Here is a 25,371-nt window from a genome sequence, read left to right as displayed (position 1 = left end):
GCAAACGTCCGCCGCTTTCGCGATTTAATATTCCGAGCACGCCTTGGCAATACGCGCAGAATTTTCGATCTGCCGCTCGATTACGTGAGGCGCGACGGAGAATTCATCGGCAATGCTCATCAGGTCGTGCTGGTCTGCCTGCATGGAGCGAATTTCGTCTACAGGGGCCAAAAATTCAGCAGCGAAGGCTCGGCCGGCGGCCTGACGGTAGGCATTGTGAAGATCGTTGATAGGCGCAACCTGTTCATCGTCAAGAAAGCAAGCAGCATCGCCGAGCGCACGCGCCATTGCAAACAAGTGTTGCGAGCGCGCCACGTCCGATTCACCGTGGTTCCGCAGATGAATTTGACAACCCCCACTGTGATGAGTTCGCAAAGCTCGAATGCCTTCCGCTTTTGGCGCGACATTAAAGCTTGGGCCTGCACCGAGATGCTTGGCTATGTCTCTAAACGAAGAAAAGCGATCAGCCTGATCCAGATTCAACACCTGACGGACCTGCCTTGCCCGCTTGTAACCGATGGCCCAGGCTTGGGGCGTTAGGTCAGGTAACCTTGTGCCCGCAGCCTCGCGAACAATGGACTCAAGATCCGGCACACGATAATGCGAACTCCTGTCTGCAAGCATTCGCCTCACCCAATCCAGCAGGTCAGGTCGGCGGACTCCAGCAGAGCCTGCAACAAATTCAACAAGCGCCTGCCCCCGGAATACGGACTCAGCGTCCTCGATAAAATCAGCCGTCGGCCCATCGATCTGGTAGGGGTCAAGCGCCAGCGATCCAGCAGCTTCGCAGAACAACGCCTCCGCGGGATTGTTGAGAGAAGACTTTACGCGTGCCCATCTGGTATGTGCTCCCGACTCCGACATACCGAGACTTTTAAGGCGATCCAGAATTTCCTCGATGAACCGACCAAGGTGGGCCTCGGCCTCCTGACGCGGGATTACTTCGGCAGGCCCCGCCCAGAATCTGACGCCGGGATTGTCATAAACCCTCTGTTCAGCGGCAATTTCAAACGCTGCGCCATCAAAACGTAAACGGATATCGGGAACGACATAACCGCTTCGATAACTGATTAAGGAAACGTCGCCTTCTCGCAGTCCAAAAATCTTCCACCAATCGCGAGCCAGGCCATAAGCGAGGCCGTACATAGCGATTGTAATATGATCTTGTGGTACACGACCGTTGAGGTGTTCGGTAACGTTCACTTGATTCAGGAACAAGCGAACATCAGCCACAGTCGCGGCCTCTTCGGGCACGGCGTTGTTTTGCTGATCCAGCCATTCAATCGAATATTTCACGTTTTTCTACCTCATCAACAGGCCAGCCCTTATACTCACCGGACACGCTGTTGATGCATCGTCCGATCCAAAACTGTCCTGTCGCATCCCGATACCAAATATCCTTCGGAAATGTCTTGTCGCCGTCACCGTACCTGAAATATCCGTTGGCAAGAGCCTCTTATACCCATTCCGTCGCCTGCTTCCGTTCAGCTTCGCTTGCAAGTCGGCAGATTGTTGTTTGCTGCCTGCCGGGACGGCTTGCTACTCCGCCAGCGTCCAGCCACGCTTGGGGCAATCCCCCCCACCAGCGTGTTACCTTGTGCTCGCCACTTCCAACGTAAGATGCAGAGCAAATCTCGTGTTCGGTCAGTTCGTCGCGGGTCTGAACCTGACCGGGCTTTGGCATGCTTCATTCCCCGCACTACGAGCTAAATGAAACACGCGGTGGTCCGTGACGTCAATCAATACAGCCCGCCGGTACCCGGCCGCATGAAGCTGCGGTCGGTTTCCGGCGACACCTGCAATGAGCGGCCGTCGGCATCGGCGACGCCGATCACCGAATAATTGTCCGGCGGCGCCGTGCCCGGCTTGAAGGCCTCCAGGATGGTGCGACCGCTTTCCGGACCGGCGCGCATGCCGCTCTTGGCGTCGACGCGGATCAGCTTGATGCCGGCCGGCACGCGGAACGGCACCGCGGGCTTGTCGGCCAGCGCCAGCTTCATGAAATCGCGCGCGATCGGGGCGGCGAGGCCGCCGCCGGTCGCCTTGGCGCCCAGGCTGCGCGGCTTGTCGTAGCCGATATAGAGGCCGATCACGACGTCCGGCGAGAAACCGATGAACCAGGCGTCCTTGGCGTCGTTGGTGGTGCCGGTCTTGCCCGCGATCGGCTTGCCGACATCGCGCATGATGGTGGCGGTGCCGCCCTGCACGACGCCCTCCATCATCGAGGTGATCTGGTACGCCGTCATGGCGTCGAGAACCTGCTCGCGGCGATCGACGAGTTGCGGTTCGGCCTGGTTCTTCCAGCCCTCCGGCGCCTCGCAGCCGCGGCATTCGCGCTGGTCGTGCTTGAAGATGGTATGCCCGTAGCGGTCCTGGATGCGGTCGATCAGCGTCGACTTCACCCGCTTGCCGCCATTGGCGAACATCGAATAGGCCGTGACCATCCGCATCACCGTGGTTTCGCCGGCGCCGAGCGCATAGGACAGATAGTTCGGCAATTCGTCATAGACGCCGAACCGCTTGGCATATTCGCCGATCAGCGGCATGCCGACGTCCTGCGCCAGCCGCACGGTCACGGTGTTGAGCGAGCGCATCAGCGCGTTGCGCAGCGTGGTCGGGCCGTAATACTTGCCGGTCGAATAGTTCTCCGGGCGCCAGACCCCGGCGCCCTGCCCCTGGTCGATCTCCAGAGGCGCGTCGACCACCACGGTCGAGGGCGTGTAGCCATTGTCCATCGCCGCCGAATAGACCAGCGGCTTGAACGACGAGCCGGGCTGCCGATAGGCCTGCGTGGCGCGGTTGAACTGGCTCTGGTCGAACGAGAAGCCGCCGACCATCGCCAGCACGCGTCCGGTCAAGGGGTCCATCGCCACCATCGCGCCGGACACTTCCGGATATTGTCGCAGCCGGAACTGGCCTTCGACCATGCTGCCGTCCTTGGCGAGCAGCGGATCGACATAGATGATGTCGCCGGGCTGCAGGACCTGCGTGACCGAGGTCGGCGTGCGGCCCTTGATCGGGCCCGTGGTGGGCTTGGCCCAGCGCACGCCGTCGAGCGTCAGGATGCCGGTCTGGCGGTCCTTGAGCACGGCGCCGCCAAGTTCACGACCGGGCTGGAAGCCGATCCGCGCCGACTGGTCGCTGACGTCGAGCACGACCGCGAGCTTCCAGGGCGCGATGTCGTTGAGCGCCTTGACCTCGGCCAGCTTGACGCCCCAGTCGCCGGAGATGTCGAGCTTGTTGGCCGCGCCGCGCCAGCCATGGGCCTCGTCGAAATTGACGAGGCCGTTGACCATCGTCTTGCGCGCCATCACCTGCAGCTTCGGATCCAGCGTGGTCCGCACCGACAGGCCGCCCTCATACAGCTTCTTCTCGCCGTAACGCTCGAAGATGTCGCGGCGGACCTCCTCGGCAAAATACTCGCCGGCGAAGATATGCGCGGCATTGGTGCGGCTGGTCACGCTCAGCACGTCCTTGCGCGCCTTCTCGGCGTCGGCCTGCTTGATCCAGCCGTTTTCCAGCAGACGGTCGATCACGTAGTTGCGGCGCTCCAGCGCGCGGTCGCGGTTCTTGACCGGATGCAGCGACGACGGCGCCTTGGGCAGCGCCGCCAGATAGGCCGCTTCCGACACGGTCAGTTCGTTCACCGACTTGTCGAAATACACCAATGAGGCCGCGGCAATGCCGTAGGCGCCCAGGCCCAGATAGATTTCGTTGAGGTACAGTTCGAGGATCTTGTCCTTCGAATAAGCGCGCTCCAGCCGCATCGCCAGCAGCGCTTCGCGGATCTTGCGGGTGAACGACACTTCGTTGGTCAGCAGGAAGTTCTTGGCGACCTGCTGGGTGATGGTGGAGGCGCCCTGCGGTCGCTTGTTGGAGCCGAAATTCTGCGCGTAGAGCACCATGGCGCGCGCCATGCCGGTGTAATCGATGCCGCCATGCTCGTAGAAGTTCTTGTCTTCGGCCGCCAGGAAGGCGTTGATCACCAGCTTCGGCACCGCCTGGATCGGCAGGTACAGCCGACGCTCCTTGGAATATTCCCCGAGCAACGCGCCGTCGGCGGCGTGCACGCGGGTCATCACCGGCGGCTCATAATCCTGCAGCTGCGAATAGTCCGGCAGGTCCTTGGAATAATGCCAGATCATGCCAGCCGCGGCGGCGACGCCGACCAGAAACAGGACGGTTCCGGCGGCGAACAGGAAACCCAAAAACCGCACCAGCAGACGCATTATCGAAGATCCGTTTCCATCAACGTGCCGCAGCCTGAAATGACGCGACGTCCACTACCGCGCAACAATCCTGTTCCGGCGATTGGCCGGTCAGGCAAAGCGGGATCTGACCGATTCTGGCGGCCATGGTGAAAATTTTATAAAGCTGCCGCTGTGTCGAAACTAGGGCTTTCATTGCCGAAAGCCCTGTCTTTTCAGTTTCCCGGCCGGGTTTCCGGCACTGCCGATACAAGCTTCTTCGTGAAAAACCCGTCGATCGCCTGCGCCACCGCGCCCACCGTCCGGGAGCGCCAGTTTTCCGACAGCAGTTGCTGCAGGTCGTCCTTGTTGGAGACGTAGCCGAGTTCGATCAGCACCGAGGGCACGTCCGGCGCCTTCAGCACCCGGAAGCCGGCCGATTTCAGCGGATGCTTGTGCATCCGCGCCGTGGTCTTCATTTCGGCGGCGACCAGCCGCGCAAAACGGTTGGAAAAGGTCCGGGTCTCGCGCTGCGTCAGCTCGATCAGGATATCGGCGACGTCGGTCGGCTCCTCGGTGAGATTGACGCCGCCGATGGCGTCCGCCTTGTTTTCCGAATCCGCCAGCCGCTGCGCCTCGGCGTCCGACGCCTTGTCGGACAGCGTATAGACCGTGGCGCCATGCGCCTCGCCCTCGCCGCGCGGCAAGGCGTCGGCGTGAATCGACACAAACAGTGCCGCCGACAGGCCACGCGCCATCTTCACGCGGTCGTTCAGCGCGATGAAGGTATCGTCGCTGCGGGTCATCACCACGCGGTACTTGCCGGCCTTTTCCAGCCGGTCGCGCAGCGCCAGGCCAAAGCTGAGCACCAGGCCCTTTTCGCTCTCGCCGCCGGATTGGGTGCCGTTGTCGATACCGCCATGGCCAGGATCCAGCACCACCACCGGGCGGGGATCGTTGGCAGAAGCTGCGGTGCCGGCAGGCGCCGAGCCGGTGACCTCGATCGCCGGCCGCAGTTCGGCGTTGCTCTCGACGGCCAGTTCCTGGCTGAACGCGGCGCGATCGACCGCCTCGAGGTCGATCACCAGCCGGGCCGGCTGGCCGTTGGCCGGATCCAGCGCATAGGCGCTCTTGATTTTGGCCGGACCGGAGAGGTCAAACACGATCCGCGAACCGCCGGGCATCACCAGCCCGTAGCGAAACGCCTTGATCAGCCCGCGCGCGACGGTGCCGCCGCCAGCTTCGAGCTGGAACGAGACCTGGGGGATATCGACCACCACCCGGTACGGATCGGCCAGCGCGAAGGCACGCAGCGGGATCTTCTTGTCAAGATCGAGGATAAAGCGGGTCTGCTTGTCGTCGCCGGCGATCCGCACGTCGGAGGCGACCGGAAACGGGCTGACATTCCCAGCGGGCGCCGACTCAGCCTGGGCACGGCCGGGCGCCGGCCACCCGCAGCCGATCACGACGCCCGAAAGCGCCATCCAAAGCCCGATGAGTTGGTTTGCGCGGCCCGACAACGAATCCAGTGCCTCCGTTACAGCCCCGTTTAACGCAATAGAACCGCAGGGTTAATCGAAGCTTAACCGGGTCGCGCCGATTAGTCGGGAGTGTTGCAGCGCTGTGACGCTTCCCTTGCATGGGGCCGCCAATCGACGTATGACCGAAGGGCTGACGGTTTAACTCCCGATTGTGTCGTTTCAGCCTCCCGGTGCAGCGCCGGTTTCCTCAGGTAAATATCTGGCGGAACCAGCGTTTTTCCGATCTCCCTTCACCAGCCAGCGCAGCGCGCGGCTGATCAGAGGGGCGGTTCTAGCCCGAGCGGCGTCCGTTCCCCGGCCATCTTGTTCAGGGGCGGCTTTGAGACACGTCACGACCGATTATCCCGCTTTTACGCGCGGGATAGGCGAGAGCCGGCGACCTCTTTCGCCGGACGCCAGCAATAAAGGCGGCGCCATTGCCGCCGAGATTTAGACGGGCCGACGCTTGATGCGCCAGACTGTGATGCCGACGAAGACCTATACGGGACCTGCGCCGATGCGAAGCCTCAGCTTCGCGCGTCGCCCTGCACTGGGTCTGCGATCGGCACGGCGCCCCGGGTTGCGTTTCGGCCTTCCTTTCACCCCCGAATCAGGTGGACCGTTGCGTCACCCGGCTGCGCCCTTCGCGCTTGCCGCCACGCGCGCCCTCCGCCGCCATGAGCCCCCAAATGCCCAACAAAATGTTGATCGATGCCACCCACGCGGAAGAGACCCGGGTCGTCGTGATCCGCGGCAATCGCGTCGAGGAATTTGATTTCGAGACCGCGCAGCGCAAGCAGCTTCGCGGCAACATCTACCTTGCCAAAGTCACCCGCGTAGAGCCCTCGCTGCAGGCCGCTTTCATCGAATATGGCGGCAACCGCCACGGCTTCCTCGCCTTCAGCGAAATCCACCCCGATTACTACCAGATCCCGGTCGCCGACCGTCTGGCGCTGATCGAGGCCGACGAACGCGCCCATCGCGAGGCCGAAGAAGAGACCGACAACCGTTCCAGCCGCGGCAGCAAGCGCCCGCGTCATCGCAACTCGCGCCGCCGCAGCGGCGGCGAGCGCGTGCAGAGCGACGTCGTCGCGCAGGATCCGTCACAGGCCGAGCAGCCGCGCGATCCCGCTTTCGACGCGCCCGCCGGCGAACACGTTCATGCCCATGACGAAGGCCACCATGCCGGCGAGCATCACGAGCATGACCACGACGGTCAGCCGCACAGCCACGCCCATGACCATGCCGAGGGTGACCATTCCCACGGCGAGCCCGCTGTAACCGGCGAAGCCTTCGGCGACCACCATCACGAGAGCCACGCTGCGCCGATCGATGCCGAGGCACCCGTCGCCGAGGTTCCTGTGTCCGAGACTTCGATCGCCGAGGCGCCCGCTGCCGCGACGCCGGCCGTTGAAGCCGTGACGTCCGAGACCCCCGCTTCCGAGACCCCCGCTTCCGAAATCCACCCGGACCAGCCGGTGGCCGAAACCGCCGCGCCGGAAACGGCCGCCGAACTGGCCGAACCGGTGGCTGCCGTTGCGACCGAAGCGCATGATCACGGTCACGACGACCACGCCCATGAAGACCATCATGACGCCGCCTACGCCGCCGCGCAGAACCTGGCGCATGCCGACGACGCCGTGCACCACGACGAGCACGCGGCCGTAGAAGCCGACGAGCATGACGACGAGGAAGACGAGGAAGAAGAAGCCGAAGAGGATCAGGTCGAATCCGTCGGCGGCGACGACGTTCTGGAAGAAGTGCCCGAGCGCGCCTTCCGGCCGCGCCGCCAGTACAAGATCCAGGAAGTCATCAAGCGCCGCCAGGTGATGCTGGTGCAGGTCGTCAAGGAAGAGCGCGGCAACAAGGGCGCCGCGCTGACCACCTACCTGTCGCTGGCCGGCCGCTATGCCGTCTTGATGCCGAACACCGCGCGCGGTGGCGGCATCTCGCGCAAGATCACCTCGGCGCAGGATCGCTCCCGCCTCAAGGAAGTGGTCTCCGACCTCGACGTGCCGGAAGGCATGGGGATCATCCTGCGCACCGCAGGCGCCTCCCGCACCAAGCCGGAAATCAAGCGCGACTTCGAATATCTGATCCGGATGTGGGAAACCGTCCGCGACATGACGCTGAAGTCGCAGGCGCCCACCCTCGTCTACGAGGAAGGCTCGCTGATCAAGCGTTCGCTGCGCGACCTCTACAACAAGGAAATCGACGAGATCCAGGTCGCCGGCGAAGCTGGCTATCAGGAAGCCCGCGACTTCATGCACATGCTGATGCCGTCGAACGTTCGCGCGGTGAAGCTGTATCGCGACGGCCAGCCGCTGTTCTCGCGGATGGGTGTCGAGAGCCAGTTGGACGCAATGTTCTCGCCGACCGTGCAGCTGAAGTCCGGCGGCTACATCGTCATCAACCAGACCGAAGCGCTGGTCTCGATCGACGTCAACTCCGGCCGCTCCACCAAGGAGCATCACATCGAGGACACCGCGCTCAAGACCAATCTTGAAGCCGCGGAAGAAGTTGCGCGTCAGCTCCGGTTGCGCGATCTCGCCGGCCTGATCGTCATCGACTTCATCGACATGGATGAGAAGCGCAACAACCGCTCCGTCGAGCGCAAGATGAGCGACTGCCTGCGGCAGGATCGCGCACGCATCCAGGTCGGACGCATCTCGCATTTCGGCCTGCTCGAAATGTCGCGCCAGCGCATCCGCGCCAGCGTGCTGGAAAGCTCCACCGAGGTCTGCACGCATTGCGGCGGCAGCGGCCACGTCCGTTCGGTCTCCTCCGTTGCGCTGCAGCTGCTGCGCGGCATGGAAGAGATCCTGATGAAGGGTGCCACCCATAACCTGGTGGTTCGCACCCGCACCGACGTCGCGCTCTATGTGCTCAATCACAAGCGCGGCCATCTGCGGGATCTCGAAAGCTCCTTCAAGGTCACGCTCGCCGTGATCGCCGACGCCAGCATCACCGGTCAGCAGTCCTTCGTGATCGACCGCGGCGACCAGGTGCATACGCTGGAAGCCGCCAAGGGCATCCTTGCCGCCCAGGTCGCCGCCTTCCCGCCACCGCTGGAAGAAGAGCCGTTCGACGATGAAGACCTGTTCGAGGTCGAAGCCGAAATCGAGACCGAGGAGACCGAAGGTCTGGTCGATGGTCCGGCCGATGGGTCGGCCGACGACGACAACGCCGCCGAGAGCGCCGGCAGCGACACCGATGCCGATGGCCGCAAGCGCAAGCGCCGCCGGCGTCGTCGTGGCCGTGCCGGCGAGACCCGCGAAGGCGGGCCGGTGGCCGAGCGTGACGTGAATGAAGCCGCCGCCTTCGCCAGCGAAGGTCTCGTGGAGGCCGTCGGTGACGACGCCGAAGGCGACGACGAGGAATCCGAGGACGTGCCCGGCGAAGCCCGTGCCGAGCCGGTCGATGGCGAGCGCCGTCCGCGCCGCCGCGGCCGTCGCGGTGGTCGTCGCCGGCGTGGCGGTCCGGAAGACGGTGTCGTCGGCTCGATCGCCGACGAACTCGGTCCGCTGCAGGCTTCCGAAGCCTCTGAGGCGGTCGCCGACCTCGAAGGCGGTCCGGTGCCGCACGACGGCAGCTCGCTGCGGCCGCATGACTCGACGCTGACGGAAGCGATCGCCGGACAGGCCGAGCCGGCGCAGCCGGCGTCGTTCGATGCCGAACCCGCGACCGCCCCGCCGCAGCCCGTCGCTACGCCGGAGCCGGAGCCGGCCCCGGAAGCCGTTGCGCAGGACGACGACAAGGCTGCCGCCCGCCGCCGTTCGACGGTCCGCGAGAAGGTCAGCTTCGGCTCCTCCGCTGCGCCCGTCGCCGCCCCGGTCGCTGCGGCGCCTGAACCGGTCGCTGCGGCACCTGAGCCTGTCGCAGCGCCAGCGCCCGTCCCAGCGCCGGAGCCCGCCAAGCCGGACGCCGGTACCGACACCGCGCCCCGCAAGGCCGGATGGTGGTCCCGCGCATTCGGCAACGGCGAGTAGACTCGACCCAAACGAACAATAAAAAGCCGCCCGGCCAAACCGGGCGGCTTTTTGCTGACCGGGTTAAACGATGCGTCCGTGCTCTCGCGCCGATGGCCATCCACCAATGACGGCGCGAAGAAAAGCGAGAAAGATTTTATCGCGCGGCGGGGCTCCGGCCACCACGCCTTGCACGGCAAGACCTGACCACAGCGCATAGAGCCCCATGGTGATCTGCAACGGCGGCAAGGCCGGCGCCAGGTCGTGACGCCGGACGATGTCATCGACCAGCGACGCGAACTCGGCGAAATAGCCGGTGTTGGCGTCATCATAGGCTTCTGCGAAACCGGGGTCGCGCCGGGCATGAAGCTGCAGTTCAATGGCCAGCAGCGACCATCTGGTCTGCTCTGCGAGATCAGCCAGATGCACGGCAAGCGCCGCGAGAAAATCGTCCAGCGAGTGGGTGCGGGTAACCTCAACAAGGCCGCGAAGCACTTCCACCTCGCCATGAATGTGGCTCTCCATCAGCGCAATCAACAGATCGTCGCGGCCGGCGAAGTTCGAGTAGAAGGCGCCCTGCGAAAAACCGGCCTCCTCGCATAGTCCGCGCAACGACAACGCCCCCACGCCATCGCGCACGATCGCGGCGCGCGCCGATGCGAGCAGGCGCTGACGCGTCTCCAATCGGCTTTGCTCTCTCGTCTTCCGCATTTTCCCGATCTCGATCGTGTGTACCGTGAAGGGGAAGCGGCGCGCTCCGCTTCCCCCGTCCGACGCTTTTCTACTACCGAACCTTTTTGCAGGCCCTTCGCTATTTGGACTTGCTCCGCGGCCCGTCGCGCAGCTGGTCGAACCAGCCGAACACCGCTGCGAGCGCATGACTTCCTTTGCCCAGAAGCGTCGCCATCTCGGCTTCCACACGCTCGCCGAGCTCTCCGTCTCGCTCCGGCAATGGCGGGAGGATATGGGCGAAATAGGTCTTATCGAGCAGGCGATGCAGCAGCCGTTCGCCCATGAACGGCTCGTTATTGTTGAGCACGCGGGCTGCCTTCATCAGATTGCGGATATCATATTGCGTCGGACTGATATCGGCGACCTGCCTGGGCAGCCCCAGCAGCGTGTAGACGCCGATCCGCGCCGTTCGCACCGAACATTCCATCGTGAAGATGATGTCGTTGCTGGTTTCCACGAACTGCCCCATCAAGGCGAGGTTGGTGCAGCCCGCAGGCACGACGCGGGGGCGATCGCCTGCCGCGCGCGGCATGAACTGCGCTGTAATGAACGGCATCAGCGCGATGCGGACCTTGGTGTTGGCGACGACGGCGTCAAGCTGGTCGACGATGCCGAGATGGTAGCAAAGCTCAGCCAGGATCTCGCGGCCGTTGCAGGCCGGCATCGGCTTCTTGACGTAGTTGCCATCCTTGTCCATCAGCAGCGCATAGACCCACAGCACCAGCACGTCGTCAGGCTGTGTCGGGAAGTGCGGCTGGCGGTTGCAGGTGAAGCTCAGCACCCAGTTGGAATCCGTAAAGGTGATCACGCCACCGGTCACGGTCTTTCCCGAATAGGGATCGTTGACCGACAATTCCTTCAGCCTGTCTACCAGCGGTGAGGGCTTGCAGGTCAGCGTCGCCGATTCCCACGTCGATGCCGCGGCATTGCCGCAGAATTTTTCCGGCTTGCCGAATATCGGCGATTTGCTGGCGAGGTTCTTCCACAGCATCCAGTCGCTGTCCTCGCCCGGCTTGGCATCGCGGGCCAGAACCGGGGCCGTGTCCATGTCGCCATAGGCCGTGCCCTCGGTCATCGATCCCGTAAGCGCGAACACCATGTCGTCCGGACCGATGGCGATGCTCTCGTCGTTACCGCCGACCTTGCAGCGGATCGCGGTGACGGTGCGCTGGCCCTGCTGTTCCAACATGTCGAGGTCATAGGCCCTTGTGTCGAACTGCACCTTGACGCCCTTGTCCTTCAGCAGGCGGAGCAACGGCACGACGAAGCTGTCATATTGATTGTACTTCGGGAAAACGCAGGTCGACATGTCGGCCATCCCGTCGAGCGCATCGAGGAAGCGATGCATGTAGAGCTTCATCTCTAGCAGGCTCTGCCAGTTCTCGAAGGCAAACATCGATCGCCACAGATACCAGAAGTTGGTCTCGAAGAAGCTCTTGCTGAAATATTGCTCGATCGTGACGTCGTCGAGCTCTTCCTTGCGCTTGAGCAGAAGCTTGATGAGCTCCCACTGATGCGACTTGCTGAGGCCCAGCGTCGAAAAATCCCGGATTTTTCCCTGCTGGTGCATCAACCGGGCCTTGGACCAGTTCGGGTCGTTGTCGTTCACCAGCCGGTATTCGTCGAGCACGCTGTAGCCTTCGGCCAATTCCAGCGCCGGCACATCCTGGAACACGTCCCAGAAATTATCGTAATTGAAGTTCATCTCGCGGCCGCCGCGGACGATGTAGCCGGTTTCGGCGTCGCCGGCGCCATCGAGCGAGCCGCCGGCGATGTCCATCGAGTCGAGGATCGTGATGTCCTCGCCCTTCATGCCGCCATCCCGGATCATGTAAAAGGCGGCCGACAGACCGGCGATGCCGCTGCCGATGATCCAGGCCTTGCGTCCTTTGACCGGCCGTGTCGGCACGGCCCGGCCGCGCATGTAGGGACCCATCATATCGGGCGGCGGCAGCGGCTCGTTCGGGCCCTTGCGCCAGAAGCCTTCACCCACATTGGTTTCGATCAGGGGCATGCCGGGAGCCGGCGCGTTGGGGCAAGGGATATTGTGGGTCATGTGCATTTCCTTGGTCGGCAGCGGATATCGAAATTCGGCCTTCAAGATGTCACACGATATTCGAATATCGTTTGATATCGATCAATTCTACCGCGATGCGTTGCATGATCGAACCGCCGGAGAACACCGTCGCGGGCACCGCTGCTCGTATGAAAGAAGCGGCCCGGCCAAACAAGGCAGCTGTTTGCTGATCACAAACTGTCATTCCGGGATGCAGCAGGCGGCGAAGCCGGCTGATGGCGACCCGGAATCCCGGCATGTTCATCTTCCCACATCCAGATTCCGGGTTCGCTCACGCTGGCGCGTTCGCGCCCCGGAATGACAGCGATGGGTCAGCAAAAAGCCGCCCGGCGAACCGGGCGGCTTTTGTGCTGACAGCCATAGAGCCGAACGGTCAGCCCGTCGTCACGCCCGTCTCCAGATCCGACGGATCGATGGTCTTGTTGAGGTTGGCGTGCATCACGTCGTGATCGAGTTCGCCTTCCCACCACGACACGAACACCGCGGCGACGCCGTTGCCGGTGATGTTGGTCAGCGCACGCACTTCGCTCATGAACTTGTCGATCGAGAACACGATCGCCATGCCCGGCACCAGACGGGGATCGACGACGCTGAGCGTCGCGGCCAGCGTGATGAAGCCGGCGCCGGTGACGCCGGAGGCGCCCTTCGAGGTCAGCATCGCCACCAGCAGGATGGTGAGCTGCTGGCCGAACGTCAGATCGACGCCGAGCGCCTGCGCGATGAACAGCGTCGCCAGCGTCATGTAGATGTTGGTGCCGTCGAGGTTGAACGAGTAGCCGGTCGGGACCACCAGGCCGACGACCGACTTCGAGCAGCCGAGCCGCTCCAGCTTGGCCATCAGCTGCGGCAGCGCGCTCTCCGACGAACTGGTGCCGAGCACGATCAAGAGCTCATCCTTGATGTAGGCGATGAACTTGAAAATGCTGAAGCCGACCATTCTCGCGATCAGGCCGAGCACGACGATCACGAACAGCAGCGCCGTGCCGTAGAACAGCGCGATCAGGCTGACCAGATTGGTCAGCGCCGCCGGACCGAACTTGCCGATCGTATAGGCCATCGCGCCGAACGCGCCGACCGGCGCCGCCTTCATGACGATGGCGATGACGCCGAAGATCGCGTGCGAAACATCGTCGATCGTGTCACGCAGCGTGTGGCCGCGCTCGCCGAGCGCCATCAGCGCGAAGCCGAACAGGATGGCGAACAGCAGCACCTGCAGGATGTCGCCCTTGGCAAAGGCACCGACAACGCTGTCGGGGATGATGTTGAGCACGAAGTCGACCGACTTCTGCGCTTCCGCCTGCTTGACGTAATTCGCAACCGCCGCATTGGTGCCATCGACCTTGGTGACCAGGCCGTGGCCGACCTGGAACACGTTGCCCATGATCATGCCGAGGATCAGCGCGAAGGACGACACGATCTCGAAGTAGATCAGCGCCTTGATACCGACGCGGCCGACCTTGCGGGCGTCCTGGATGTGGGCGATGCCCGACACCACGGTGCAGAAGATGATCGGCGCGATCACCATCTTGATCAGCTTGATGAAGCCGTCGCCGAGCGCCTTGATCCAGTCGTTGGTGGCGAAGTTCGGAAAGAACGATCCGACGATGACGCCCAGCACGATCGCGACCAGCACCTGGAGATAGAGAACCTTGTACCAGGGCTGCTTGATTGCGGGCGCTGGCACGCCCGTCGTTGCGATCACTGCCGCCATTGTCGTCACTCCGAAGTAGAACTGCGGGGTGGATACACAGAACGGCCTGTACTCGGCAAGCCACCGGGCGGAATTTAGTTGAACAATTAATCAGCGAAATACCTTCGCAGCGCCATTGATACCGTTGTCACGGCTTTTGGCGGCGATCAGCCACCACGCGCAGGCCGGGCACCAGCAGCGCCCCGAGCAGAGTTTTCACCACGGCGCCCGCGAGAAACGGCCCGACGCCGACCGTCCAGGCCTTCTCCAGCCCGAGCTGGCGGCCATAGGCCAGCCAGACGAGGCCCATCGCCAGGATCACGACGTGCCCGATGGTCATCGCGACGAACATCTGGATAATCGAACGGTCCCAGCCGCGCTCGCCGAGCCAGCCGCTGATGAAGGCAGCCACCACGAAGCCGAACAGGAACCCTGCCGTCGCCCCGAACAGCGGCGCGAGCCCGCCGGTTGGGCCGGCAAATACCGCCAGGCCGGCCGCACCGACCGCGAGATAGCCAACGACCGTTGCAACGCCGAGCCGCCAGCCGTAGGCGGCCCCGATCACCAGCACGACCAGCGTCTGTAGCGTCATCGGCACCATCGGCAGCGGCACGTTGGTCTTGGCGGACAGCGCCAGCAGCGCGATGCCGAGCGCGACCAGCGCCGTCGCGCGGATGCCCTCGGCAAGCGTGCTGCCGCGTGGCGGCCACAGCACGGCGACGATCGGCGCCTGCGCTTTGCTCTTATCGTTCATCATTTGGGGCCGCCCTGCCCGAGCCATTTGCCGATCCGCGCTACCGCCTCGTGCATGTCGGCCGCGGACTGTGCATAGGAGAACCGCACATAGGACCGGCCATGGATCGGGTCGAAATCATTGCCGGGCGTCGCGGCGACGTGGGTCTGCTCCAGCATCTGCTTTGCGAAATCGAAACTGTCCGAGGTGAATTTCGAGACGTCGGAATAGAGATAGAACGCGCCGTCGGCCGGCAGGAAGTCGGTGAGCCCGGCCTGCGGCAGGCCGGCGGCGAGGATCGCGCGGTTGTCCTGGTAACCGTGCTTGATCGCCTCCATCTCGGCACGGCCCTCGAAAGCCGCCTCCGCCGCGATCTGCGACAATGTCGGCACCGAGATCGACATGTTCTGCTGCAGCCGTTCGATCGGCCGCACCAACGGCTTCGGCACCACCATCCAGCCGACCCGCCAGCCGGTCATGCAGAAGTACTTCGAGAACGAGTTGATCACCAGCGCGTCGTCGGACAGCGCCGCGGCAGTCACGGCCGGAAAGGCGTAGTCGAGACCATGATAGATCTCGTCGGAGATGAAGCGGATGCCGGCGCCATCGGCGGCCTGCATCAGCCCGGTCAGCGCCTCCTTCGACATCATCGTTCCCGTGGGATTGGCGGGGCTGGCGACCAGCACGCCCTTCAGCGGTGTCTTGCGATGCGCCTCGAGCAGCGCCTCGCCGGTCAGCGCATGGCGGGTGTCGGCATGGGTTTCGATCAGCACGGGCTCGCAACCCAGCGCCTTCAGGATATGGCGGTACGGCGGATAGCCAGGCACCGTGACGGCGACGCGGTCGCCGGGTTCGAACAGCGCCAGGAACGCCAGGATGAACGCGCCGGACGAGCCGGTCGTCACCACGATCCGCTCCGGATCGACCGCGCAGCCATAGACGTCGCGGTAATGCCGGGCGATTCGCGCCCGCAGCGACGGTGTGCCCAGCGCTGAGGTGTATTCGATCCGGCGCTGCACCAGCGCCGCCTGGGCGGCTTCGATCGCCACCTGCGGCGCCGGCGCGGCGGGCTGGCCGACTTCCATGTGGATGACGTGGCCACCCGCGGCCTCGATCCGCGCCGCAGCCGCCATCACATCCATCACCATGAACGGCGGCACGTCGCTGCGGGCCGAAGGTGTCAACAGCGACCGCGCGCGAGCGATCGAGCCAGTTCCCGGAATCGTATTGGACATCAGAATCTGCTATCTCCGCGGCGCTGCGTGACCCGGTGCGGCTGTGCCGCGCTCCTGCCGCAATATCGGGCTTGTTGGGCCCCTCTCGCGTATCCGAACCCGGCCGATGATGAAAGACCTGCGAAGGCCCTTCCGGGCCGTGTCCCGGATCCTCTCCAAGCTGACCGCGCTGGGCGCGGCAGCGGCGCTGCTGGTCGTGCCGGTTGCGGCGTCCGCGCAGAACCGCGGCCCACCGCTGCTGCGCGACGCCGAGATCGAGCAGCTGCTGCGCGAATATACCCGTCCGATCCTGCGCGCCGCCGGGCTCGAAAAGCAGAATATCCAGGTCGTCATCATCAACAACGGCACCTTTAATGCCTTTGTCGCCGACGGCCGCCGCATCTTCGTCAATTACGGCGCGCTGATGCAATCGCAGACGCCGAACCAGCTGATCGGCGTGCTGGCGCACGAGACCGGCCATCTTGCCGGCGGCCACCTGTCGAAGATGCGGCAGCAGATGGCGCAGGCCCAGACCTCGATGATCGTGGCGATGCTGCTCGGCGTCGGCGCGATGGTGGCGGGCTCGCGCAGCAACGCCGGCGGCGGCTCGAGCGCCAGCAATATCGGCGCGGCGGCACTGAGCGCCCCGCAGGCGCTGTTCCAGAGCACCATGCTGTCCTATGTCCGACAGCAGGAAGAGAACGCCGACCGCGCCGGCGTCAAGTACCTGACCGCCACCCAGCAGTCGCCGAAGGGCATGTGGGAGACCTTCCAGCGGTTCTCCAGCGACAGCCTGTTCGCCGCGCGCGGCGCCGACCCCTACCAGCAGTCGCACCCGATGCCGCGGGAACGCGTCGCCGCCCTCGAGGAGTTCGCCAGGACCAGCCCGTACTGGGACAAGAAGGACGACCCGGCGCTGCAGCTTCGTCATGACCTGATGCGCGCCAAGACCGCGGGCTTCATGGAGCAGCGCGACACCGTGATGCGGCGCTACCCGCCGTCCGACACCACTTTGCCCGCGCGCTACGCCCGGGCGATTGCCACCTACCGTCACGGCGACCTGCGCGACGCCGTGGCGCAGGTCGATGGATTGCTCGCCGTGCAGCCAGCCAACGCCTATTTCCATGAACTGAAGGGCCAGGCGCTGCTCGAAGGCGGTAAGCCGGCCGAGGCGGTGGCGCCGCTGCGCCGCGCCGTGCAGCTCTCGAACAACGCGCCGCTGATCGAGATGCTGCTCGGGCAGGCGATGGTGGCCTCCGACAACAAGGCCAGCCTCGACGAGGCGATCCGGATCCTGCGCGCCGCGGTGGCCCGCGAGAGCGAGGCGCCGAGCGGCTATGTCCAGCTCGCGCTGGCCTATGGCCGCAAGGGGGATTACGCCGAGGCGGACCTCGCCTCGGCGCAAGCCGCGTTCCTGCGCGGCGACAACAAGACCGCGCGGGATCTCGCCTCGCGCGCCAAGTCGCGCTTTGCCATCGGCTCCCCCGGCTGGGTCAAGGCCGACGATATTATCGCGGCGAAGGGGCCGGGATCGAAGGATTGAAGTCGGACGCCGGGGCCGCGTAACGGCCTGCCCTTGCGCCGCAACCTTCCAGCATCCTCGCGCTTCGTGTCACCCCGGGGAAGCAACAAGCGCCACGCCGTCGAGACCGTCTTGCGGCAGGCCGAGGTGCCGCAAGGCGGTGGGGGCGAGGTCGATGATGCGGCTTTGCATCGTCACCACGCTGCCCGCAGCAAAGCCGTTGCCGACGGCGATCAGCGTGGGATTTGTCTCGTAGCGGCCGAGCCCGCCATGCATGCCGCAATCGCGGCGCACCGCATCCTCGGTTTCGGAGAAGCGTACCGCCATCGCGGTCAGCCCGGGCACGCCGTTGCGATTGCTGCCCGGCGACTTCGCCATGTCGAGGGCGAGAACGTCGGAGGCTGGAATCTGCCCAAGGGCGGCGAGGTCTTCGCCGCGCATGATCCGCCCGGCCCAGGATTGCTGGCCGAGCCAGTCGGCCACTTCGTCGCGCCGCGCCAGCGCGTCGCCGCCGAAATGGATGAAGGCCGACGTTCCCTGGCAGGCTACGACCACGTCCGGGCTCTCCAACTCGGCCTTGAAGCCCGCTTCGAACAACCGCCGTTCGACCGGCACGGTCTCGGTGACCGATTCATGGCCATGGTCGGAGCCGACCATCAGCAGCACCTCGTGGCCGCGATCGCGTAGCCGTTCGACGGCTTCAGCCACCGCGCCGACATGGCCATCCACCACGCGCAAAGCCGCCAGATGCTGCGGCGAGCCGAGCGGAAAGGCGTGCATGGTCTTGTCGGGTTCGGACAGCCACAACGTCGCCACCGAAGGCGGCCGCTCCAGCAGCGTCGTGATAAATTGTTCGGTGAGCACGGCGTCCCCTTTGGCGCCCGCCGGCGCGTCGATCGCCGGCAACGGCTCCCTGCCCGGCCGGTAGCTCAGCTCGCGGTGATACAATTCAGCATGGCCGTCGGCATCGTGAAACCAGGCCGCGCCCGGCGAGACGTTGGAACACAGCAGCGCGCCGTGCAGGCCGCTCACCCGTGCCGACAGCGACGGCCGCATCAGCAGCCGGCCGAAATGCTGGCGATAGGTGTCGAAAAATTCCGGCATGCCGGCGTCGTGCACGTGATGACCGCCGGCGCTCGGCAATGCGACCGAATTGCCGCGGAGTCCGTGCGAGACCGGCCAGCAGCCGGTAGCGATCGACGCTGACGACGCCCGCGTCGCCGAGGGGAAAATCCCGCGGTGGTCTGCGAACCAGGTGCCTGCCTGGCGCAACCTGGCCATCTGCGGCGTCGTCGCCTCGGAGACGAAATCCGGCCGGTGACCATCGCAGATCATCGTGACCACGATCGGGTGTGACATGGGGGGGGTCCTTTACGAGCTAGTCGTCGAGCGTGGGATCGAGGCGGTCGCGCAGCCAGTCGCCGATAAGCGACACCGCCAGCGTGGTCAGCGTGATGGTCACCGCTGGCGCCAGCATGATCCACGGCGCGCTGCCGACATAGTCGCGACCATAGCCGACCATGTTGCCGAGGCTGGTCATCGGCGGCTGCACGCCGAGGCCGAGGAACGACAGGCCGGATTCCAGCAGGATGACTTCGGGAAACACCAGGGTCATCGACACGATCAGCGTGGAGACGATGTTGGGCAGAATATGGCGCAGATAGATCCGCGACGGCGTCGCGCCGAGCTGCCGGACCGCGGCGGCATAGCCCTGCTTGTTGGCGGAGATCGCCAGGCCGCGGGCGATACGCGCATAGCGCTCCCAGCCGTAGCAACCCATCAGCCCGATCAGCAGCGGCAACGAGGTACCGAAGAAAGCAAGCACGGCCAGCGCGAGAATCAGAAACGGCATGCTGGCCTGAAAGTCGGCCAGCATCAGCACCGCCTGCTCCACGAACCCGCGAAAATGCGCGGCGAGGAATCCCAGCAGCGTGCCGACCACGGCGGAGATCGCGGTCGCCCCGAAGGCGATCAACAGGGAGATGCGGATCGAATACATCAGGCGCGACAGCACATCGCGGCCGAGCTCATCGGTGCCCAGCCAGTGCAGCGTATGGCCGGGCGGCGCCAGACGATTGCGTAGGTCCATCTTGGTCATGCCATAGGGCGCCAGCGTATCGGCCAGCAGCCCCACCGCCAGCATGGCGACCAGCCAGACAATGGCGATCACCACTGCAGCCGGAATTTTCGGCCACGCCATCCCCGGCTTCGCCGTGCGTTCCTCGGGGAGCGACAGATCCGCCATTTCAATGCGCTCCGGCTGCTTGAGGGCTGCGCAGCCGCGGGTCGAGGAAGCCGTAGAGGAAATCGACGATCATGTTGGACGTCACCATGGTGGCGGCGACCAGCAGCAGGATGCATTGCACGACGGCGAGATCGCGGTTGGCGACCGCTACGACGAGCAGTCGCCCTACCCCGGGCCATGAAAACACACTCTCGACCACCACGGCGCCTGCGATCAGGCTGCCGACCATGAAGCCGACGATGGTAACCGTCGGAATCGCCGCGTTGGGCAAAGCATGCGACAGCACCACTGTGCGCCACGACAGGCCCTTGGCCGAAGCGGTGCGGATGTAGGAATGACCCAGCACTTCGAGCATGGCGCTGCGGGTGAAGCGCGCCAACACCGCCGCGCCGCCAATTCCGAGCGTGGCGATCGGCAGGATCGCGTGCCGCCAGCTTTCCTGTCCGCCCGACGGCAGCCAGCCGAGCTGCACGGCAAAGATCAGCACCAGCACCAGGCCGAGCACGAAGCTCGGAACGGTGAAGCCGATGACGGCGCTGACCATCACCACGCGATCGATCCAGCTGCCGCGATGCAGCGCGGCGGAAATTCCGGCGGGAATGCCGATCGCGAGCTTGATAAGCAATGCCGGGATCGTCAGCGCCAGCGTGGCGGGAATGCGCTCCAGCACCAGTTCGATCGCCGAACGGCCGTCGCGCATCGAGCGCCCCAACTCGCCCTGGGCGATGGCGCCGAAATAATGGATGTATTGAACCCAGATCGGATCGTCCAATCCCCACGCCTTGCGGAACGCTGCGATCACTTCGGGCGGCGCCTCCGGACCGAGAATGATCAGCGCCGGGTCGCCGGACATCCGCAACACCACGAACACGAAGGTGACGACCAGCACGATGGTGATCAGCGCCCGCAACAGCCGGATCGCGAAATAGCGGGCCATCAGTGGATCACTCCGGCGCCAGCAGGCGCCCCCGGCACGACCAGATGGCAGGCCACGCTGCGGCCAGGCGCGACCTCGGCGAGGTCCGGCGCTTCGACGCGACAGCGCGCGAATACGACCGGGCAGCGCGGGTGGAAACTGCAACCGGCAGGTTTCGCCGCAGGATTCGGCGGCTCGCCCGACAGCACGATACGCTCGGTCTTGCGCCGTCCCGGCGTCGGCGAGGCCGACACCAGCGCACGCGTGTACGGGTGCTGCGGCGAGGCGAACAGATCGTCGGCGTCGCCGAGTTCGACCACGCGCCCGAGATACATCACCGCGACCCGTTCGCTGATCTGGCGCACCACCCGCAAATCATGGCTGATGAACAGCATGGTCAGATTCAACTCGGCTTGCAGATCGGCCAGTAGATTGACCACCTGAGCCTGGATCGAGACGTCCAGCGCACTGACCGGCTCGTCGCAGACCAGAAAATCCGGTTTGGTCGTCAATGCGCGCGCCAGCACGGCACGCTGCCTTTGCCCGCCCGACAATTCGTGCGGATAACGCTGTCCGATGTCGCGGGACAATCCGACCCTGCGCATCAGATCCGCAACCCGCGCGGTGCGCGATGCCGCGTCGCCGATGCGGTGGACATCGAGCGGCTCACGCAATTGGGTGGCAATCGGCAGCAACCGGTCGAGGGCACCGAGCGGATTCTGGAAGATCATCTGCATGCGCGCCCGAGACGTTCGCCACGCCGCGCTGTCCACGGCCGCCAGCGGCGCGCCGTCAAAACCGACCGCTCCCGCATCGGGGTTCTCCAGACCGAGCACCAGCCGCCCGGTGGTCGATTTTGCCCGAGCCGGATTCTCCGACCAGGCCAAGTGTTTTGCCGCGACCGATGGCAAAGCTCACCCCGTCGACCGCACGAACCTCACGCGCATGACCGAACATGCCGGCCTTCATGCGATAGCTGCGCACCAGTCCGTCGACACTCACCAACGGCGTCATTCGGCAGCCTGGCCGAAACGAATGGTCGCGGCCGCGTACCGGTCAGTGACACAGGCGATCCGCCGGTTGTCGCCGATCACACGAAGCGGCGGCGTGGTCCGGCACGCGGCGCCGGCCAAACCGCAGCGCGGCGCGAACGCACAGCCCGGCGGCATGGCCTTGGGATCAGGCACGGTGCCGGCGATAGCCGTCAGCCGGCGCCGCGGGCCGTCCATGGTCGGCAGCGATCCGACGAGGCCCGCGGCATAAGGATGAAGGGGATCGTCGAATAGCTCCGCCGCCGGCGCTTCCTCGACGATGCGCCCGGCATACATCACGGCGACGCGGTCGCAGTTTTCCGCCACCACGCCGAGATCATGGCTGATCAGCACGATGGCCATGCCGGTCTCGCGGCGCACGCGCCAGATCAATTCGAGGATCTGCGCCTGGATCGTCGCGTCCAGCGCCGTCGTCGGCTCGTCGGCGATCAGCAGATCGGGATTCCCCGCCAGCGCCATGGCGATCATGATGCGCTGGCTCTGGCCGCCGGAGAATTCATGCGGATAGGCCGACAACCTGCGTTCCGCATCGGGAATACCGACCAGATCGAGCAGCCGTTTGGCTTCGGCGTGGATCGCCGTTCCCGACAAGCCGCCATGCAGCGCAAGGGTTTCGCTGATCTGCCGGCGGATGCTGAGCACCGGATTGAGGGCACTCGCCGGATCCTGAAAGATCATGGCGACCTTGCCGCCGCGGACCTTGGCCAGGGCGGCGGGCGATGCGCCGACAAGTTCGGCGCCTTCCAGTTTAACGCTGCCACTTACGGTGGCGGTGTTCGGCAGCAGGCCGAGCGCCGCCAGCCAGGTCACCGACTTGCCGGAGCCGGACTCGCCGACGAGACCAATGGCCTCGCCGCGACGCACTTCAAGGCTGACGCCGTCCAGCACCTTCACGCCCCTGAAGGCGACGGTCAGCGCATCGATCGCGATCAGCGGCTGCATCGCTCAGCTCCCGAAATTGCCGGGACGGAAATCCATCGCAAAGGCCGGAGAGGCCTTCCATTTGATGGATTTCGGCTTCGCGGTGAAGGTGGCGTTCTGGTGCAGCACCGTATAGGCGGGATCTTCGCGCTCGAGAATTTCGAGCATGCGGCGGAACGCAAGGCGGCGCTTCGGGCGATCGGTCGAGGTCTCCAGTAATTCGCACAGCGCATTGGCTTCGACGTTAGCGTACTCGCCGATCTGCTGCTGCTGTCCATTTGGACCGTGCTGAGCCACGATCGACGACACCGGATCGTTGAACGGCCCCGAATTCGACCAGTCGCGCACCGCGCGCGTCGGCGTACGCTCCATGATCTGGGTCCAGTTTTCCTTGGTCTCGATCTGGACGTTGAGGCCGACGGCCTTCCACATTTCCACCAGCACCTGCGAGGTCGGCACCTGGTTAGTGTAGTAGTTGTTGAGCAGCCGGTACGGGATCGGGTCGCCTTTGTAGTTGGCCTGCTTCAGCAGATCCTGCGCCAGCTTCGGGTTGTATTCCGGGACTGTCCAGTCGGCATGGAACATGTCGCCGTAGAATTCCCACTGCAACCCGTTCGGCACCCGGGTGCGGCCGGCCCACAGGCTATCGACGATCGCCTGCCGGTCGATCGCATGGGTGAAAGCGCGGCGCACCAGCGGATTGGCCAGTTGCGCATGGTTCTTGTCGAACACCGTGAGGCGGTGGTTGGCGATGGTGCCGCCCTGCACCTCGAAGCCGGCGTTCTTTTCGATGCCGGCAATCTGGTCCGGTGGAATATCGCAGGCGAACTGGTACTGGCCGGACACCAGTCCGTTCACCCGGCTCGACACTTCTGGGACCTCGACAAAGCGGATCTGCTTGATCGGCGGGCGACCGCCCCAGTATTCGTCATGCGCCACCAGCGTCAGCGATACGTCGGGTCTGTACTCCGCCACCATGTAGGGTCCGGTGGTGATCGGCTTGCGCGCCCAATCGAGATAGCTCGCCGCATCGTCCCAGCCGCGACGGCTCATGATGTTGGATCCGGACCGCGACAGCCGGCCTTCCAGCGTGACGTCGGGCGTCGCATTAATGAAACGCACAGTGTACTTGTCGATCGCCTCGACGCGAATCAAGTCGGGCCAGATTCGGCGCGCTACTGCCGGCAGATCGCCGGGCAATTCCTTGCCGGGCCGCGGCGTCGGGATCTGTTCGCTGGCGCGGATGGTGCTGCGGTTCTTGGCTTCGGTGTTGGCGAACATGCGCTCGCGGCTGAAGCTGAACACCACATCGTCGGCGGTCATCTCGTCGCCGTTGTGGAACTTGACGCCCTGGCGAAGTTTCAACTCGACGATCTGGTCGTCGATGCGGCGCCATTCTGTGGCGAGTCCGGGCGTGATGCCGAGATCGCCGCGCCAGTCCTTGCCGATCAGCGCTTCCCACAGCGAGGAGAAGAACACCCGCTCGCCGACATTGGACTGCTCGCGCAGCACGTCGAGCGTGTTGGAATTGGCAACCTTCTGTACGGCGATGGTGATCGACGGACGGTTATCGGCCTGCGCAATCGAGATACGCGGCAGGATGAATGCACCGGCGGCGGCGGCGCCAAGGCTGAGAATCGAACGGCGGTTGGGACGAATCATGATGCGTTCCTTTGGCATCGGACAAAAACAGACGAACAGACAGGGACGACGACAGGATCAGCCTACAAAGCGAGACCGAGCGCCTCCAGATGCGCGGCGCCGCGCCGAATATTGGCCTGGTCCTTGACCTCGATCAGCAGTCGCGGCCGGTGCGACAGGCGGCCGAGCGCCTTGAACACAGCGTTCCAGTTCAAGGTGCCGTCGCCCGGCAACCAGTGACGATCCGAATAGCCGTCGGCATCCTGGATGTGCACGTGGGCAAGATCTGCACCGGCGGCATCGACATAATAATCGACCGGCGGCGCGCCGGTGGACACGTGCGCGTAGTACGCGTGCCCGGTGTCGATCGAGACACGAACGGCGGCGCTGTCGAAACTCCGGGCCAGCAGCACGCGCGCCATCGGGTCGATGTCCTCGATGTTCTCGATCACCAGCTCGCAACCGATGCCTTCGGCGCGTTGCACCACGTCCCTGAGAGTCTGATGCACGCGTTCGGCTAGAGCCTCGCGCGCACCGGGATTGATATCCAGATTATTGTAGTCCCAGGTCGTGAACGGCGAATGGATCACCATCTGCGTCGCCCCGATCGCCTCGCAGGCATCGAGCCCCTGCAGCAGCCTTTTGGTGACGACGGCGCGAATCAGAGGGTCCTGGCTGTCGATCTTGAAACCCCAGAACGGACCGTGCATGCCGAGCCGGCCAGTATAGCCGTCAAGCAGGCGACGAACACCATCGGCCACCGCACGCCAATCGCCATCCAGTGTTTCGCTTCTGAAAAAGTCCTGGATCTCCAGATCGCGCTGCTTCTCGAGAATCCAGTCGCGATGAATGGCAAGCGTTGCCATCGACAGCGCGGCGCCAACAACTGGCAGATCTGATTTTGCGATCATGAATGTCCTCGAACCAAATCTCACTGCATCTCTCGACGCAGT

The 25,371-nt window shown here is 64.5% G+C and carries 17 protein-coding genes and 1 pseudogene; 2 read left to right on the top strand and 16 right to left on the bottom strand.

What is annotated here, in order from left to right:
• Window positions 1-24: 24 nt before the first annotated feature.
• The 3 genes from FIU28_RS13710 to FIU28_RS13700 all read right to left on the bottom strand — a co-directional run bounded on the left by FIU28_RS13710 (window position 25) and on the right by FIU28_RS13700 (window position 5,671).
• A complete protein-coding gene (locus tag FIU28_RS13710; RefSeq protein WP_143573739.1) occupies window positions 25-1,296 on the bottom strand; it encodes a hypothetical protein in 1,272 nt (423 codons plus the stop codon).
• Between the two features lie 443 nt (window positions 1,297-1,739).
• A complete protein-coding gene (locus tag FIU28_RS13705) occupies window positions 1,740-4,229 on the bottom strand; it encodes a penicillin-binding protein 1A (protein WP_143573737.1) in 2,490 nt (829 codons plus the stop codon).
• Between the two features lie 194 nt (window positions 4,230-4,423).
• Window positions 4,424-5,671, bottom strand: a complete 1,248-nt coding sequence (locus tag FIU28_RS13700) for an N-acetylmuramoyl-L-alanine amidase (protein WP_143573735.1) — start codon at window positions 5,669-5,671, stop codon at window positions 4,424-4,426.
• A 725-nt stretch (window positions 5,672-6,396) separates the two neighbouring features.
• On the opposite strand from FIU28_RS13700, the gene FIU28_RS13695 reads away from it, so the two are divergent.
• Complete coding sequence (locus tag FIU28_RS13695) at window positions 6,397-9,696, top strand: Rne/Rng family ribonuclease (RefSeq protein ID WP_143573733.1); 3,300 nt, start codon at window positions 6,397-6,399, stop codon at window positions 9,694-9,696.
• Window positions 9,697-9,759: 63 nt separating this feature from the next.
• On the opposite strand, the gene FIU28_RS13690 is transcribed toward FIU28_RS13695, so the two are convergent.
• The 6 genes from FIU28_RS13690 to FIU28_RS13665 all read right to left on the bottom strand — a co-directional run bounded on the left by FIU28_RS13690 (window position 9,760) and on the right by FIU28_RS13665 (window position 16,142).
• The gene (locus FIU28_RS13690) at window positions 9,760-10,359 is read right to left on the bottom strand and encodes a TetR/AcrR family transcriptional regulator (protein WP_246660672.1); all 600 of its coding nucleotides are present in this window, start codon (window positions 10,357-10,359) and stop codon (window positions 9,760-9,762) included.
• Between the two features lie 127 nt (window positions 10,360-10,486).
• Window positions 10,487-12,421 carry an oleate hydratase gene (locus tag FIU28_RS13685; protein ID WP_210247764.1) on the bottom strand — a complete coding sequence of 645 codons (1,935 nt, stop codon included), beginning with the start codon at window positions 12,419-12,421 and terminating at the stop codon, window positions 10,487-10,489.
• Window positions 12,422-12,512: 91 nt separating this feature from the next.
• The gene (locus FIU28_RS13680; protein WP_143573729.1) at window positions 12,513-12,728 is read right to left on the bottom strand and encodes a hypothetical protein; all 216 of its coding nucleotides are present in this window, start codon (window positions 12,726-12,728) and stop codon (window positions 12,513-12,515) included.
• 129 nt (window positions 12,729-12,857) lie between these two features.
• Complete coding sequence (locus tag FIU28_RS13675; RefSeq protein ID WP_143573727.1) at window positions 12,858-14,195, bottom strand: dicarboxylate/amino acid:cation symporter; 1,338 nt, start codon at window positions 14,193-14,195, stop codon at window positions 12,858-12,860.
• Between the two features lie 127 nt (window positions 14,196-14,322).
• Window positions 14,323-14,928 carry a biotin transporter BioY gene (locus FIU28_RS13670; protein ID WP_143576178.1) on the bottom strand — a complete coding sequence of 202 codons (606 nt, stop codon included), beginning with the start codon at window positions 14,926-14,928 and terminating at the stop codon, window positions 14,323-14,325.
• Window positions 14,928-16,142 (bottom strand): pyridoxal phosphate-dependent aminotransferase, encoded by a 1,215-nt coding sequence (locus FIU28_RS13665; RefSeq protein WP_143573725.1) that lies wholly within the window; start codon window positions 16,140-16,142, stop codon window positions 14,928-14,930. Before FIU28_RS13665 ends, FIU28_RS13670 begins: the two co-directional genes overlap by 1 nt.
• 106 nt (window positions 16,143-16,248) lie before the next feature.
• Between FIU28_RS13665 and FIU28_RS13660 the strand changes: the two genes are divergently transcribed.
• Complete coding sequence (locus FIU28_RS13660) at window positions 16,249-17,664, top strand: M48 family metalloprotease (RefSeq protein ID WP_143573723.1); 1,416 nt, start codon at window positions 16,249-16,251, stop codon at window positions 17,662-17,664.
• A 69-nt stretch (window positions 17,665-17,733) separates the two neighbouring features.
• Here the strand turns inward: FIU28_RS13660 and FIU28_RS13655 are convergent, their stop codons facing one another.
• The 7 genes and pseudogenes from FIU28_RS13655 to FIU28_RS13625 form a co-directional block, all read right to left on the bottom strand.
• Window positions 17,734-19,002, bottom strand: a complete 1,269-nt coding sequence (locus FIU28_RS13655; protein WP_143573721.1) for an alkaline phosphatase family protein — start codon at window positions 19,000-19,002, stop codon at window positions 17,734-17,736.
• 19 nt (window positions 19,003-19,021) lie between these two features.
• On the bottom strand, window positions 19,022-19,888 hold the full coding sequence (locus FIU28_RS13650) for an ABC transporter permease (RefSeq protein WP_143573720.1): 867 nt from the start codon (window positions 19,886-19,888) through the stop codon (window positions 19,022-19,024).
• Between the two features lies 1 nt (window position 19,889).
• A complete protein-coding gene (locus FIU28_RS13645; RefSeq protein ID WP_168202945.1) occupies window positions 19,890-20,825 on the bottom strand; it encodes an ABC transporter permease in 936 nt (311 codons plus the stop codon).
• Window positions 20,825-21,818 (bottom strand): annotated as a pseudogene (locus FIU28_RS13640) (ABC transporter ATP-binding protein). The gene FIU28_RS13645 and the pseudogene FIU28_RS13640 overlap by 1 nt, the downstream one beginning before the upstream one ends.
• Complete coding sequence (locus FIU28_RS13635; protein ID WP_143573718.1) at window positions 21,815-22,798, bottom strand: ABC transporter ATP-binding protein; 984 nt, start codon at window positions 22,796-22,798, stop codon at window positions 21,815-21,817. Before FIU28_RS13635 ends, FIU28_RS13640 begins: the two are co-directional and overlap by 4 nt.
• Before the next feature lie 3 nt (window positions 22,799-22,801).
• Entirely contained in the window at window positions 22,802-24,439 is a 1,638-nt protein-coding gene (locus FIU28_RS13630) for an ABC transporter substrate-binding protein (protein WP_143573717.1), read from the bottom strand.
• 62 nt (window positions 24,440-24,501) lie between these two features.
• A complete protein-coding gene (locus tag FIU28_RS13625; protein ID WP_143573715.1) occupies window positions 24,502-25,329 on the bottom strand; it encodes a sugar phosphate isomerase/epimerase family protein in 828 nt (275 codons plus the stop codon).
• Window positions 25,330-25,371 lie beyond the last annotated feature (42 nt).

Source organism: Tardiphaga sp. vice154 (assembly GCF_007018645.1).
In the GTDB taxonomy this organism is placed as follows: domain Bacteria; phylum Pseudomonadota; class Alphaproteobacteria; order Rhizobiales; family Xanthobacteraceae; genus Tardiphaga.
Note: the sequence above shows the minus strand (reverse complement) of the source record. Positions and strands in the feature narration are given on the sequence as shown.

Excerpts from the sequence above, each read along its gene's own strand:
- FIU28_RS13680 (WP_143573729.1), bottom strand. The coding sequence starts at position 12,728 with ATGAACATGCCGGGATTCCGGGTCGCCATCAGCCGGCTTCGCCGCCTG.
- FIU28_RS13650 (WP_143573720.1), bottom strand. The coding sequence starts at position 19,888 with ATGGCGGATCTGTCGCTCCCCGAGGAACGCACGGCGAAGCCGGGGATG.
- FIU28_RS13625 (WP_143573715.1), bottom strand. The coding sequence starts at position 25,329 with ATGATCGCAAAATCAGATCTGCCAGTTGTTGGCGCCGCGCTGTCGATG.
- FIU28_RS13645 (WP_168202945.1), bottom strand. The coding sequence starts at position 20,825 with ATGGCCCGCTATTTCGCGATCCGGCTGTTGCGGGCGCTGATCACCATC.
- FIU28_RS13700 (WP_143573735.1), bottom strand. The coding sequence starts at position 5,671 with ATGGCGCTTTCGGGCGTCGTGATCGGCTGCGGGTGGCCGGCGCCCGGC.
- FIU28_RS13630 (WP_143573717.1), bottom strand. The coding sequence starts at position 24,439 with ATGATTCGTCCCAACCGCCGTTCGATTCTCAGCCTTGGCGCCGCCGCC.
- FIU28_RS13695 (WP_143573733.1), top strand. The coding sequence starts at position 6,397 with ATGCCCAACAAAATGTTGATCGATGCCACCCACGCGGAAGAGACCCGG.
- FIU28_RS13670 (WP_143576178.1), bottom strand. The coding sequence starts at position 14,928 with ATGAACGATAAGAGCAAAGCGCAGGCGCCGATCGTCGCCGTGCTGTGG.
- FIU28_RS13685 (WP_210247764.1), bottom strand. The coding sequence starts at position 12,421 with ATGCCCCTGATCGAAACCAATGTGGGTGAAGGCTTCTGGCGCAAGGGC.
- FIU28_RS13635 (WP_143573718.1), bottom strand. The coding sequence starts at position 22,798 with ATGCAGCCGCTGATCGCGATCGATGCGCTGACCGTCGCCTTCAGGGGC.
- FIU28_RS13655 (WP_143573721.1), bottom strand. The coding sequence starts at position 19,002 with ATGTCACACCCGATCGTGGTCACGATGATCTGCGATGGTCACCGGCCG.
- FIU28_RS13665 (WP_143573725.1), bottom strand. The coding sequence starts at position 16,142 with ATGTCCAATACGATTCCGGGAACTGGCTCGATCGCTCGCGCGCGGTCG.
- FIU28_RS13705 (WP_143573737.1), bottom strand. The coding sequence starts at position 4,229 with ATGCGTCTGCTGGTGCGGTTTTTGGGTTTCCTGTTCGCCGCCGGAACC.
- FIU28_RS13660 (WP_143573723.1), top strand. The coding sequence starts at position 16,249 with ATGATGAAAGACCTGCGAAGGCCCTTCCGGGCCGTGTCCCGGATCCTC.
- FIU28_RS13675 (WP_143573727.1), bottom strand. The coding sequence starts at position 14,195 with ATGGCGGCAGTGATCGCAACGACGGGCGTGCCAGCGCCCGCAATCAAG.